This window comes from Henriciella sp. AS95, from assembly GCF_038900055.1.
Classification (GTDB): domain Bacteria; phylum Pseudomonadota; class Alphaproteobacteria; order Caulobacterales; family Hyphomonadaceae; genus Henriciella.
In genome coordinates, this window is sequence record NZ_JBBMQM010000001.1 from 1,748,767 (window position 1) to 1,760,440 (window position 11,674).

Consider the following 11,674-nt stretch of genomic DNA (forward strand, 5'->3'; position numbering starts at 1 on the left):
GGCGCGGTCAATTGATTGAAGACTTGAGTTTGAAGTGAAGGAGAGGCCCCATGGCCAAGGAGAAGTTTGAGCGGAACAAGCCGCACGTGAACATTGGCACGATCGGCCATGTTGACCACGGTAAGACGACGCTGACGGCAGCGATCACGATGACGATGGCTGAGACCTATGGCGGTGCAGCGAAGTCCTATGCGGACATCGACAATGCGCCGGAAGAGAAGGCACGCGGCATCACCATCAACACCGCGCACGTCGAATATGAGACCGAGAGCCGTCACTATGCGCACGTCGACTGCCCGGGCCACGCTGACTATGTGAAGAACATGATCACCGGTGCGGCCCAGATGGACGGCGCGATCCTGGTTGTGAACGCTGCTGACGGCCCGATGCCGCAGACCCGCGAGCACATCCTTCTGGCTCGCCAGGTTGGCGTTCCGGCGCTTGTCGTGTTCCTCAACAAGGTTGACCAGGTCGACGATGAAGAGCTTCTCGAACTCGTCGAGATGGAAGTCCGTGAGCTTCTGTCTTCGTATGACTTCCCGGGCGACGACATTCCGATCATTGCTGGTTCTGCTCTCGCAGCCGTTGAAGGCCGCGACGAGGCGATCGGCAAGGAGAAGATCATCGAGCTGATGAAGGCTGTCGACGATTACATCCCGACGCCAGAGCGTCCGCTGGACAAGCCATTCCTGATGCCGGTCGAGGACGTGTTCTCGATCTCCGGCCGCGGTACGGTTGTGACCGGCCGTGTTGAGCAGGGCATCATCAAGGTTGGCGAGGAAGTCGAGATTGTCGGCATCCGCGACACCCAGAAGACGACCGTGACCGGCGTTGAGATGTTCCGCAAGCTGCTCGACCAGGGCCAGGCTGGCGACAATATCGGCGCGCTGATCCGCGGTATCGACCGTGAAGGTGTCGAGCGTGGCCAGGTTCTTTGTAAGCCAGGCTCGATCACGCCGCACACAACGTTCGAAGCCGAAGCCTACATCCTGACCAAGGAAGAGGGTGGCCGTCACACGCCATTCTTCACCAATTACCGTCCGCAGTTCTACTTCCGTACGACGGACGTGACCGGTGTTGTGAAGCTTCCAGCGGACAAGGAAATGGTCCTGCCGGGTGACAATGTGAAAATGGAAGTCGAGCTCATCGCTCCGATCGCCATGGACCAGGGTCTGCGCTTCGCGATCCGCGAAGGCGGCCGCACCGTCGGTGCCGGCGTCGTCTCCTCGGTGACGAAATAAGATAAGGCGTCAGGACTGCGAACCCCGCAGCCCTGAGCCCGATCCATCGCGATAGCGGGGATCAAAGCATCCAGGGCCGCTCCATACCGGAGCGGCCCTTTTTTGTTGCGGTCATCTGAAGCCCGATCCATCGCAAAGCGGGGATCAATCCAGAATCATCGGCTCTTTTTTGTCGTGATCAGGTCAATTTGAATGTCGAAGGCAGCAAATCGCCGAGCGTTGTTTCGACTTCTATCCCGCTATCGCTTGCGAGTTTTACTGTTGTTTCGGAACTGGCAAACTCCGAGAGCCGTTGCCGACACCCACCGCATGGTGCCACCGGCGTATCAGCTTCGGCATAAATCAACACTTCGAGAATCGCAGAATCACCGGCCGCGACCATCGCCGAAATCGCCCCGGCCTCAGCGCAGGTGCCTTCCGGGAAGGAAGCGTTCTCGACATTGCAGCCGACATAAATCCCGCCAGCGGCCCGAATAGCCGCGCCGACATGAAAGTCGGAATAGGGGGCATGGGCGTTTTCGCGCACCTTCCGCGCTGCGTTTAGGAGGTCTTCGCTCATGCTGATCCTGCTTGTTCTAAGGGTGATTTGAGGACGATACGGACATCTGACACGAGCGATGCCATAAAGGGAAGGGGCACGTGGTCGGCCCTGAACTGCAGACCGCTGTAAAGATTCTCACTGGCGGTGTTGACGGCCCCGTTCAAATCCCATACACCGCGCCCTTCGAAGGGTCGGCTGTGCCTCGTGTGGCAAACGCTTCCCACCGAAACAGACATTTCAGCCGAATGCGTCAGGGCGCTCCGTTATAGCGTGCGCCTAGGCGCGTCATTCATGTGGACGGGATACCGTACGATGGAAAAACAAAATATCCGGATCAGGCTGAAGGCCTTCGATCACCGCGCCCTCGATCTGTCGGCGAAGGAAATCGTGTCGACCGCGAAGCGCACTGGCGCTGACGTGCGCGGCCCGATCCCGCTGCCGACCCGCATCGAGCGTTTCACTGTGAACCGCTCGCCGCACATCGACAAGAAATCCCGCGATCAGTTCGAGATCCGTACTCACAAACGTATCCTCGATATCGTGGACCCGACCCCGCAGACGGTTGACGCGCTCATGAAGCTCGACCTGTCAGCTGGTGTCGGCATCGAAATCAAACTTGAGGGAGCGCGCTAAGATGGCCCTACCGGCACAACGTTCCGGCGTTATTGCCCGCAAGCTGGGCATGACGCGTATCTTCAACGAGAATGGCCGCCACATTCCGGTGACCGTTCTTTCGCTTGATGGCTGTCAGGTCGTCGGCCTTCGCACTGACGAAGACCGCGAAGTCAGCGTCAATCGCGGCAAGAAAAAAGAAAAAGTCAAAGTCACCCGCAATGATGGCTATTCAGCTGTTGTGATGGGGGCTGGCGAGGCGAAAGCAAAACGCACGGCAAAGGCCCAGCGCGAAGCGTTCGCCAAGGCTGGTGTTGCTCCAAAGCGCAAGCTCGTTGAGTTCCGCGTGAATGGCGACCTGCCGGAGGTTGGCGCAGAAGTCGTGGCTGACCATTTCGCCGTCGGCCAGCGTGTAGACGTTGCCGGCGTTTCGCTCGGCCGCGGTTTCTCCGGTGCGATGAAGCGCTGGAATTTCGGCGGTCTTCGCGCCACGCACGGTGTTTCGATCTCTCACCGTTCGCACGGTTCGACGGGTCAGTGCCAGGATCCCGGCAAGGTCTTCAAAGGTAAGAAGATGGCCGGTCACTATGGTGTCGATCGCGTCACGGTTCAGAACCTCGAAGTGGTTCGCACCGACGCAGAGCGCGGGATCATCCTCGTGAAGGGTGCGATCCCGGGTCACGATGGCGCTTACGTGGAAGTTCGCGACGCTGTGAAGAAAGCGCTTCACGCAGATGCGCCTGCTGCCGGTTCTTTCCGCGCCAAGGGCGGCTCTGAGAAAAAAGTAGAGCCCGAGCAATCGGAGGCTGGTGAATAATGGAACTCGCAGTCAAAACTCTCGACGGTAAGGCGGCTGGCAAAGCGACGGTTGATGAGGCTGTTTTCGGCCTGACCGACATCCGCTCTGACCTGCTTCACCGCACGGTTCGCTGGCAGCTTGCCAAGCGCCAGGCTGGGACTCACAAGACCCAGTCACGCGATGAAGTGTCCGTCACGACCAAGAAATTCATCCGTCAGAAAGGCTCTGGCGGCGCTCGTCACGGTTCGCGCAATGCGCCGATCTTTGTGGGTGGTGCCGTTGCTCACGGACCGCGCGTCCGCAGCCATGCGCACGACCTGCCGAAAAAGATCCGCAAGCTGGCCCTGGCGCATGCGCTGTCTGCTAAAGTCAAAGACGACGCGCTGATCATTATTGACGACGCCAAGCTTGATGCGGCGAAGACGAAAGAGCTTTCGTCGAAGTTCAAGGGTCTCGGTGTCGAGAACGCGCTGATTATCGCGGGCTCTGAGGTTGATGAGAACTTCGCAAAAGCGGCTCGTAACATTCCGAACATCGATGTGCTGCCAGTTGCTGGCCTCAACGTTTATGACATCCTGCGCCGTAAGCAGCTTGTCGTGACCAAGAGTGCTCTTGAGGGCATCGGCGCGCGCTTCGAAGCGAAAGCCAAGGAAGGGAAATAAGCCATGGCTGACGTGAAAGCACACAATTACGACACGCTGCTTGCTCCGGTCATCACTGAGAAGTCGACCCTGCTTGCAGAAGAAAACAAAATCGTTTTCTCCGTTCCGCTGTCCGCCAATAAGAAGGACATCAAGGAAGCGGTTGAAACGCTGTTCAAAGTGGACGTGACCAAGGTCAACACGATCAAGGTCAAGGGCAAGACCAAGCGTTTCCGTGGGAAGCTCGGTTTCCGCTCTGACACGAAAAAAGCGATCGTCACCCTGAAAGACGGACAGTCCGTCGACATCACGACCGGGCTGTAGGAGAGCAAGTATGGCACTCAAGACTTTCAATCCGACCTCCCCAGGCCAGCGCCAGCTCGTCATTGTTGACCGCTCGGAGCTGCACAAGGGACGCCCGGTCAAATCGTTGACCGAAGGTCTCACCAAGTCTGGTGGTCGTAACAACCGTGGCCGCGTTACCGTTCGTGGTATCGGTGGCGGCGCCAAGCGTCTTTATCGCAAGGTCGACTTCAAGCGTACCCGCTGGGACGTTCCCGCAACGGTTGAGCGCCTCGAATATGACCCGAACCGCACGGCGTTCATCGCTCTGATCAAGTATCAGGACGGTGATCAGTCCTACATCATCGCGCCGCAGCGTCTGGCTGTCGGTGACACGGTGGTCACTTCGAAGACGGCGGACATCAAGCCGGGCAACGTTCTTCCACTGAAGAATATTCCTGTCGGTACCATCGTCCACAATGTTGAAATCAAGCCGCAAAAGGGTGGTCAGATTGCCCGCTCTGCTGGCACCTATGTTCAACTTGTTGGCCGCGATGCTGGCTATGCTCAGGTAAAGCTGTCCTCCGGTGAGCTTCGCATGGTTCCGGATAGCTGCCTGGCAACGGTCGGCGCAGTGTCCAACCCGGATAACATGAACAAGGTCCTCTCAAAGGCCGGTCGTTCCCGCTACCTCGGCAAGCGTCCGAAGGTTCGCGGTGTCGCGATGAACCCGGTCGATCACCCGCACGGTGGTGGTGAAGGCAAGTCGTCCGGTGGTCGTCACCCAGTGACACCATGGGGCAAGAAAACCCGCGGTCCTAAGACCCGCAAGACCCAGGCTTCGGATCGTCTGATCATCCGTCGCCGTAACGCGAAACGCTAGGGAGCGAGAGATATGCCACGTTCCGTTTGGAAAGGTCCGTTCGTCGACGGCTATCTGCTCAAGAAGGCAGAAAAAGCTCAGGCTTCCGAGCGCCGTGAGGTCATCAAGACCTGGTCGCGCCGGTCCACCATCATGCCACAATTCGTGGGCCTGAACTTTCAGGTCCACAATGGCAACAAGTTCGTTCCAGTCCTCGTCACTGAGGAAATGGTTGGTCACAAATTCGGTGAGTTCGCGCCGACCCGTACGTATTACGGTCATGGCGCAGACAAGAAAGCGAAGAGGAAGTAGCCATGGCTAAGGCAAAGAATCCTCCAAAACAGGCTTCGAACGAGTCTCGCGCCGTGCTGCGCATGTATCGCTCCAGCCCGCAGAAGCTGAACCTTCTGGCTCAGCAGATTCGCGGTATGCCGATCCAGCGCGCGCTGAACGAGATGAAGTTTTCTCGCAAGCGTGCCGCTCAGGATGTTTACAAGGTGCTCTGGTCGGCCATGTCGAACGCAGAGAACAATCACAACCTGGATATCGACAGCCTGGTCGTCGCTGAAGCCCATGTCGGCAAGAACCTCGTCATGAAGCGTATTCGCGCTCGTGCTCGTGGCCGCGCGGCTCGCATCATGAAACCATTCTCGCAGCTGACCGTCGTGCTGCGTGACACATCAGCTGAAGCGGAGGCCGCATAATGGGCCAGAAGATCAATCCCATCGGGTTTCGTCTGGGCGTTAACCGGACCTGGGATAGCCGTTGGTATGCAGACTCTGCAGACTATGGCCGTCTCGTTCACGAAGACCTGAAAATTCGCAACACGATCAAGGATCAGCTGAAGCAGGCTGGTATCTCCCGCATCGTTATCGAGCGTCCGCACAAAAAGTGCATTGTCACGATCCACACCGCCCGTCCGGGCCTTGTGATCGGTAAAAAGGGTGCCGACATCGAAGTGCTTCGCAAGAAGCTTTCCAAGATGACGGAAGACGAAGTTCGCGTGAACCTCGTCGAGATCCGCAAGCCTGAAATCGATGCGACCCTGGTTGCTGAAGATATTGCTCGCCAGCTCGAGCGCCGTGGCTCTTTCCGCCGCGCGATGAAGCGGGCGATCCAGAATTCCATGCGCCTCGGCGCGCTTGGTATTCGTGTCATGGTGTCCGGCCGTCTCGGCGGCGCAGAGATTGCGCGGACCGAGCAGTATGCAGAAGGCTCCGTCCCGCTGCACACGCTGCGCGCTGATATCGACTATGGCACCGCCGAAGCAGAGACGACCTATGGCATCATTGGTGTGAAGGTCTGGATCTACAAAGGCGAGATCATGGAGCACGACCCGATGGCGCAGGACAAGAAGGCCGAAGATTCCGGCCAGGCTCGCGCCCGTTCGACCAACCAGCGTGGACCGGCTTCCGGCCCACAAGGCGCAGGAGCTTAACCGATGCTGCAGCCAAAACGCACTAAATACCGTAAGGCCTTCAAGGGCCGGATTTCGGGTACTGCCAAAGGCGGCTACACGCTGAACTTTGGAAGCTTTGGTCTCAAGGCGCTTGAGCCTGAGCGGGTTACCGCTCGTCAGATCGAAGCGACCCGCCGTGCCGTGACCCGCGAGATGAAGCGGCAGGGCAAGGTCTGGATCCGCGTGTTCCCGGATACGCCGGTCACTGCGAAGCCGATCGAAGTTCGTATGGGTAAAGGTAAGGGCTCGGTTGACCGTTGGGTCGCCCGCGTTGCTCCTGGTCGCATCCTGTTCGAAATCGACGGTGTCCCGGATGCCGTTGCTATCCAGGCTCTGAAACTCGGTGCTGCAAAGCTGCCGGTGAAGACCAAAATCATTAAGCGCATTGAGGGGATCTAGAGATGAAAATCGCTGATTTGCGTTCGAAGAGCACCGACCAGCTGAAAGATCAGCTCGTCCAGCTCAAGAAAGAACAGTTTAACCTCCGCTTCCAGCAGGCCACCGGCCAACTGGAAAAAACGGCCCGCATGAAGGAAGTCCGCCGCGATATCGCTCGCGTCAAGACACTCCTTAGCGAACAGGCCAAAGCGGAAGCCGAGGCGTAGGAGAGAGTCATGCCGAAACGCGTAATGGAAGGCGTTGTGGTCTCCACTAAGCAGGACAAGACGGCTGTGGTCCGCGTTGACCGCACCTTCCTCCATCCTGTGATGAAAAAGATCGTGCGCCGCTCTAAGAAATATCACGCTCACGACGAGGGCAATGTTGCCGTCGAAGGACAGCGCGTCACCATCCAGGAGTGCCCACCGCGCTCCAAGCTGAAGACGTGGGAGCTGGTTGCTGGAGAAGGGGCTGACTCATGATCCAGATGCAATCCAATCTCCGCGTGGCCGACAATTCCGGCGCGCGCCGCGTCCAGTGCATCAAGGTGCTGGGTGGTGCAGGCCGCCGTTACGCGTCTGTGGGCGACATCATTGTCGTCTCGATCAAGGAAGCGATTCCGACTGGCCGCGTGAAAAAAGGCGACGTGCGCCGTGCTGTTGTCGTACGCGTCTCGAAAGACATTAACCGCCCCGACGGTTCGACCATTCGTTTCGACACCAATGCCGCTGTGCTGGTGAACAACAATGGTGAGCCGATCGGTACCCGTATCTTCGGACCGGTTCCGCGCGAGCTTCGCGCCAAGAACCACATGAAGATCGTCTCTCTGGCTCCGGAGGTGCTGTAACCATGGCTGCCAAAGTGAAAAAAGGTGACCGCGTGATCGTCACGGCGGGCCGCAACAAGGGCGCTCAGGGCGAAGTGACGAAAGTCCTTCCTGCCGAGAGCCGCGTTGTTGTTCAAGGTGTGAACGTTGTGAAGCGCCACCAGAAACCAGGTCAAATGGACCCGGGTGGCATCAAGACGTTCGAAGCGCCGATCCATGTGTCCAACGTGGCACTCATGGACCCGCGTGATGGCAAGCCGACCCGCGTCGGTTTCAAGGTAGACGAGCATGGCCGCAAGACGCGCTATGCCAAACGTTCTGGCGAGTCGATCTGATGTCCAAGAATTACGAACCCCGTCTTAAGACGAAGTACGCTAAAGAGATCCGGACCAAGCTTCAGGAGCAGTTCAACTACTCCAACGAGATGCAGGTCCCGAAACTCGACAAGGTTGTGATCAACATGGGTGTTGGCGAAGCTGTCGCTGACTCCAAGAAGATCAAGACGGCGCTTGCCGAGCTCGAAAAGATCTCCGGTCAAAAGCCGGTGCCGACCAAGGCTCGCAAGTCGATCGCCGGCTTCAAGCTGCGCGACGGCATGGTCATTGGCGCAAAAGTCACGCTCCGCCGTGACCGGATGTTCGAGTTTCTCGACCGTCTGACCAATATGGCCCTGCCACGTGTGAAAGACTTTCGTGGTCTGAACGGCAAGAGCTTTGACGGCCGTGGCAACTTTGCCATGGGCCTGAAAGAGCAAATCGTTTTCCCGGAAATCAATTATGATGACGTGGAAGACATTCGCGGTATGGACATCATTGTCTGCACCACCGCTAAAACGAACGAAGAAGCCAAGGCGCTGCTAGCGCATTGCGGCTTCCCGTTCCGGAACTAGCGCTTGAGGACGAAACGATATGGCTAAGAAGAGCGCAATTGAAAAGAACGAAAAGCGTCGTCGGATGGTCGCAAAGTATGCGGCCCGTCGTGCGAAGCTCAAAGCGATTGCTGTTGACGAAGATGTGCCACTGGAAGAGCGCTTCCAGGCTCGCCTTAAACTGGCTGAGCTTCCGCGCAACTCCGCACCGAACCGCGTTCGTAACCGCTGCCAGGTCACAGGCCGTCCGCGTGGTTATTATCGCAAGATGAAAATGTCGCGTATCGCACTTCGCGAACTCGGCTCGCTCGGCATGGTGCCGGGCCTCGTGAAGTCAAGCTGGTAGGAAAGGAGGACCAAGATGAACATTTCCGATCCCCTTGGCGATCTCCTGACCCGTATCCGCAATGCGCAGATGCGTGGCATGACGAAGGTTGTCTCGCCGTCTTCCAAACTGCGGATTCGCGTCCTGGACGTGCTGCAGTCTGAAGGCTACATCCGTGGTTACACGGAAGTCGAAAAAGACGGTCACAACAACGTCGAGATCGAACTGAAGTATTATGATGGCGCACCTGTCATCTCCGAGATCCGTCGGGTCTCGAAGCCAGGTCGCCGGGTTTATTCGTCGGTGAATGATCTGCCGCTGGTCCGTAACGGACTGGGTATCTCCATTCTCTCTACGTCCAAGGGTGTCATTTCCGATGCCGTTGCGCGCAATGAGAATGTGGGCGGCGAAGTTCTCTGCCGGGTATTCTAGGACGAGGATGAACTGACATGTCCCGTATTGGAAAACTCCCAATCCCTGTCCCGAACGGCACGACCGTCACGGTGAACGGCAACACGATTGAAGCGAAAGGCCCGAAAGGCAACCTTGCGTTTGTGGTGTCTGACCTTGTGGCGGCCGAGCTTAAGGACGGTGAGGTCCAGATCATGCCACGCGAGAGCTTCGTGAAAGAAGCCAATGCGCGCATCAAGGCAAATGATGAAAAGGGCCGCAAGAAGATGACTTTCGCTGAGGCGCTGGACCCTAAAGTCCGCACTCAGTGGGGCACCGCACGTGCGAATGCTGCAAATGTCATCAACGGTGCAGCCAATGGCTTCTCGAAGACGCTTGAACTCGTCGGCGTTGGTTATCGTGCGCAGATGCAGGGATCTGACCTGAAACTGTCGCTCGGTTACTCGCATGACGTGATCTTCAAAGCCCCGGAAGGCATCACGATTGAAGCGCCGAAGCCAACTGAAGTGATTGTTTCGGGGGCTGACAAGCAGGCTGTCGGACAGGCTGCAGCTGAAATTCGCCAGTTCCGTAAGCCTGAGCCTTTCAAAGGCAAGGGTGTGCGCTACCAGGGCGAATATGTCCGCCGCAAGGAAGGCAAGAAGAAGTAACCGCCATGAAGACGACACGCGAAAAAGCTACCCGCCGCGCACAGCGCAACCGCACGAAGCTCCGCAAGCTTGCCTCTGGCAAGCCGCGCCTTTCGGTTGCTCGCTCGCACAAGAATATCTCAGCCCAGATCATCGATGATGAGAAGGGTCTGACGGTTGCCGCGGCATCTACGCTCGAAAAGGATCTTCGCGGTAAGCTGAAGTCCACGAGCGACACCGCAGCTGCTCAGCAAATTGGTGAGCTCATCGCAGAGCGCGCCAAGAAAGCCGGCGTTGAAGACGTCGTCTTCGATCGCGGCAGCTACATGTTCCACGGCCGGGTTAAAGCCCTGGCAGACGCCGCCCGTGAGGGCGGTCTGAAGTTCTAGGAGGCCGATATGGCAGAAGAACAGGGCAGAGGTCGCGGCCGCGGACGCGGACGTCGCGATGACCGAAACGAAGAACAGAGCGAATTTGTTGACAAGCTCGTCGGCATCAACCGCGTCGCCAAGACGGTGAAGGGTGGTAAGAACTTCGGTTTCGCAGCGCTCGTCGTCGTGGGTGACCAGAAGGGCCGCGCTGGCTTCGGCAAGGGCAAGGCCCGCGAAGTTCCAGAGGCGATCCGCAAGGCAACTGAAGAAGCCAAGCGCAACATGGTTCGCGTAGCGCTTCGTGAAGGCCGCACGCTGCATCATGACGGCAAAGGCCGTTGGGGCGCAGGCAAGGTCATCCTTCGCGCAGCGCCTCCGGGTACCGGCGTGATTGCGGGTGGTCCGATGCGTGCCGTCATGGAAGTCCTTGGCATTCAGGACGTTGTTGGCAAGTCGAACGGCTCGTCCAACCCGTACAACATGGTTCGTGCAACCTTCGAAGCACTAAAAGAGCAGGCAAGCCCGCGCTCTGTTGCTTCCAAGCGTGGCCTCAAGGTCCAGGATATTGTTGGCCGCCGCACCGATGGTGCGTCCGAAGCCGGCATTTCCGAGACGGCCTGATTTAGAAAAGGGTTCTGATCATGGCAAAGAAGAAGTCAGATACGGTTACGGTTCGCCAGACGGGCAGCCCGATCCGTCGCAAGCCAGAGCAGCGTCAGACGCTTGTCGGTCTCGGTCTCAACAAGATCGGCCGTGAGCGTGAGCTCGAAGACACCCCGGCCGTGCGTGGCATGATCGCCAAGGTGTCTCACCTTATTGAAGTCGTAGAAGAGTAGGCGTATAGGGGCGACCCTTTGTTACGCCAGTCAGGAATAGACCGATGAAACTCAACGAACTCTCCCCGAATGCGGGATCGACCCAGAACCGCCATCGCGTGGGCCGCGGCGTCGGCTCCGGCAAGGGCAAGACTGGCGGTCGTGGTGTCAAAGGCCAGAAAGCACGTTCGGGCGTCGCCCTGAATGGCTTTGAAGGCGGCCAGATGCCGATCTATATGCGTCTGCCGAAGCGAGGCTTCACCGCCCGCAACTCGAAAGATCATGCCTGGGTCAACCTGGGCCGTCTCACCAAGGCGATTGAAGCGGGCAAGCTGAAAGCCGGCGACATCACCGAAGAGACGCTGATGGAATCGGGCGTCATTCGCCGCGTGAAAGACGGTGTCCGTCTGCTCGCAAAGGGTGAAGCGCCGAAAAAGGCAAACATCACGGTCACGGGTGCCAGCAAGGCAGCGATCGAAGCGATCGAAAAAGCCGGCGGCAAGGTCACTGTGACGGGTCCGGTGGCGGCTGAAAAAGCAGAATAATCTGCGGCTTTTTCATCCGAACACCTTCACAAACAGCATTTCGCCGCCGATGTATTGGCGGCGATTTCA

General features: G+C 58.1%; 23 protein-coding genes. 22 read left to right on the forward strand and 1 reads right to left on the reverse strand.

The annotated features are described in order from the left end of the window. Positions 1-50: 50 nt before the first annotated feature. On the forward strand, positions 51-1,241 hold the full coding sequence (tuf, locus tag WNY37_RS08595) for an elongation factor Tu (protein ID WP_342973056.1): 1,191 nt from the start codon (positions 51-53) through the stop codon (positions 1,239-1,241). Between the two features lie 178 nt (positions 1,242-1,419). Here tuf and WNY37_RS08600 read toward each other — a convergent pair whose 3' ends face one another. After that, positions 1,420-1,827 carry a cytidine deaminase gene (locus WNY37_RS08600; protein WP_342974884.1) on the reverse strand — a complete coding sequence of 136 codons (408 nt, stop codon included), beginning with the start codon at positions 1,825-1,827 and terminating at the stop codon, positions 1,420-1,422. A gap of 267 nt (positions 1,828-2,094) precedes the next feature. On the opposite strand from WNY37_RS08600, the gene rpsJ reads away from it, so the two are divergent. The 21 genes from rpsJ to rplO are packed head-to-tail and all read left to right on the forward strand — an operon-like array spanning position 2,095 to position 11,605. Continuing rightward, positions 2,095-2,415 (forward strand): 30S ribosomal protein S10, encoded by a 321-nt coding sequence (gene rpsJ / locus WNY37_RS08605; protein WP_084394339.1) that lies wholly within the window; start codon positions 2,095-2,097, stop codon positions 2,413-2,415. A 1-nt stretch (position 2,416) separates the two neighbouring features. Then, complete coding sequence (gene rplC / locus WNY37_RS08610; protein ID WP_342973057.1) at positions 2,417-3,211, forward strand: 50S ribosomal protein L3; 795 nt, start codon at positions 2,417-2,419, stop codon at positions 3,209-3,211. Next, positions 3,211-3,855 (forward strand): 50S ribosomal protein L4, encoded by a 645-nt coding sequence (rplD, locus tag WNY37_RS08615; protein WP_342973058.1) that lies wholly within the window; start codon positions 3,211-3,213, stop codon positions 3,853-3,855. The genes rplC and rplD overlap by 1 nt, the downstream gene beginning before the upstream one ends. Before the next feature lie 3 nt (positions 3,856-3,858). Next, entirely contained in the window at positions 3,859-4,158 is a 300-nt protein-coding gene (locus tag WNY37_RS08620) for a 50S ribosomal protein L23 (RefSeq protein WP_342973059.1), read from the forward strand. Between the two features lie 10 nt (positions 4,159-4,168). Beyond that, positions 4,169-4,999 (forward strand): 50S ribosomal protein L2, encoded by an 831-nt coding sequence (gene rplB / locus WNY37_RS08625; RefSeq protein ID WP_342973060.1) that lies wholly within the window; start codon positions 4,169-4,171, stop codon positions 4,997-4,999. A gap of 12 nt (positions 5,000-5,011) precedes the next feature. After that, positions 5,012-5,290, forward strand: a complete 279-nt coding sequence (gene rpsS / locus WNY37_RS08630; protein ID WP_084394334.1) for a 30S ribosomal protein S19 — start codon at positions 5,012-5,014, stop codon at positions 5,288-5,290. A 2-nt stretch (positions 5,291-5,292) separates the two neighbouring features. Further along, complete coding sequence (rplV, locus tag WNY37_RS08635; protein WP_342973061.1) at positions 5,293-5,682, forward strand: 50S ribosomal protein L22; 390 nt, start codon at positions 5,293-5,295, stop codon at positions 5,680-5,682. Further along, the gene (gene rpsC, locus WNY37_RS08640) at positions 5,682-6,416 is read left to right on the forward strand and encodes a 30S ribosomal protein S3 (protein ID WP_342973062.1); all 735 of its coding nucleotides are present in this window, start codon (positions 5,682-5,684) and stop codon (positions 6,414-6,416) included. The genes rplV and rpsC overlap by 1 nt, the downstream gene beginning before the upstream one ends. Before the next feature lie 3 nt (positions 6,417-6,419). Then, entirely contained in the window at positions 6,420-6,836 is a 417-nt protein-coding gene (gene rplP / locus WNY37_RS08645) for a 50S ribosomal protein L16 (protein ID WP_342973063.1), read from the forward strand. Between the two features lie 2 nt (positions 6,837-6,838). Beyond that, entirely contained in the window at positions 6,839-7,042 is a 204-nt protein-coding gene (gene rpmC, locus WNY37_RS08650; protein ID WP_084394330.1) for a 50S ribosomal protein L29, read from the forward strand. Between the two features lie 9 nt (positions 7,043-7,051). Further along, complete coding sequence (gene rpsQ / locus WNY37_RS08655; protein ID WP_084394329.1) at positions 7,052-7,297, forward strand: 30S ribosomal protein S17; 246 nt, start codon at positions 7,052-7,054, stop codon at positions 7,295-7,297. Beyond that, positions 7,294-7,662, forward strand: a complete 369-nt coding sequence (gene rplN, locus WNY37_RS08660; protein WP_084394328.1) for a 50S ribosomal protein L14 — start codon at positions 7,294-7,296, stop codon at positions 7,660-7,662. The genes rpsQ and rplN overlap by 4 nt, the downstream gene beginning before the upstream one ends. A 2-nt stretch (positions 7,663-7,664) precedes the next feature. Continuing rightward, positions 7,665-7,976: a 50S ribosomal protein L24 gene (gene rplX, locus WNY37_RS08665; RefSeq protein WP_342973064.1), complete on the forward strand. Its 312-nt coding sequence runs from the start codon at positions 7,665-7,667 to the stop codon at positions 7,974-7,976. Next, positions 7,973-8,530 (forward strand): 50S ribosomal protein L5, encoded by a 558-nt coding sequence (rplE, locus tag WNY37_RS08670; protein ID WP_342974885.1) that lies wholly within the window; start codon positions 7,973-7,975, stop codon positions 8,528-8,530. The genes rplX and rplE overlap by 4 nt, the downstream gene beginning before the upstream one ends. A gap of 19 nt (positions 8,531-8,549) precedes the next feature. Beyond that, complete coding sequence (rpsN, locus tag WNY37_RS08675; protein WP_342973065.1) at positions 8,550-8,855, forward strand: 30S ribosomal protein S14; 306 nt, start codon at positions 8,550-8,552, stop codon at positions 8,853-8,855. A gap of 15 nt (positions 8,856-8,870) precedes the next feature. After that, positions 8,871-9,266, forward strand: coding sequence for a 30S ribosomal protein S8 (gene rpsH, locus WNY37_RS08680; protein WP_342973066.1), 396 nt, complete (start codon positions 8,871-8,873; stop codon positions 9,264-9,266). 17 nt (positions 9,267-9,283) lie between these two features. Continuing rightward, on the forward strand, positions 9,284-9,895 hold the full coding sequence (gene rplF / locus WNY37_RS08685; RefSeq protein ID WP_342973067.1) for a 50S ribosomal protein L6: 612 nt from the start codon (positions 9,284-9,286) through the stop codon (positions 9,893-9,895). 5 nt (positions 9,896-9,900) lie between these two features. Next, positions 9,901-10,263 carry a 50S ribosomal protein L18 gene (gene rplR, locus WNY37_RS08690; RefSeq protein WP_342973068.1) on the forward strand — a complete coding sequence of 121 codons (363 nt, stop codon included), beginning with the start codon at positions 9,901-9,903 and terminating at the stop codon, positions 10,261-10,263. A 9-nt stretch (positions 10,264-10,272) separates the two neighbouring features. Continuing rightward, entirely contained in the window at positions 10,273-10,866 is a 594-nt protein-coding gene (gene rpsE, locus WNY37_RS08695; RefSeq protein WP_342973069.1) for a 30S ribosomal protein S5, read from the forward strand. 20 nt (positions 10,867-10,886) lie between these two features. Then, on the forward strand, positions 10,887-11,081 hold the full coding sequence (gene rpmD, locus WNY37_RS08700; protein ID WP_342973070.1) for a 50S ribosomal protein L30: 195 nt from the start codon (positions 10,887-10,889) through the stop codon (positions 11,079-11,081). A gap of 44 nt (positions 11,082-11,125) precedes the next feature. Continuing rightward, positions 11,126-11,605 carry a 50S ribosomal protein L15 gene (gene rplO, locus WNY37_RS08705; protein WP_342973071.1) on the forward strand — a complete coding sequence of 160 codons (480 nt, stop codon included), beginning with the start codon at positions 11,126-11,128 and terminating at the stop codon, positions 11,603-11,605. The last annotated feature ends 69 nt before the right edge of the window (positions 11,606-11,674 follow it).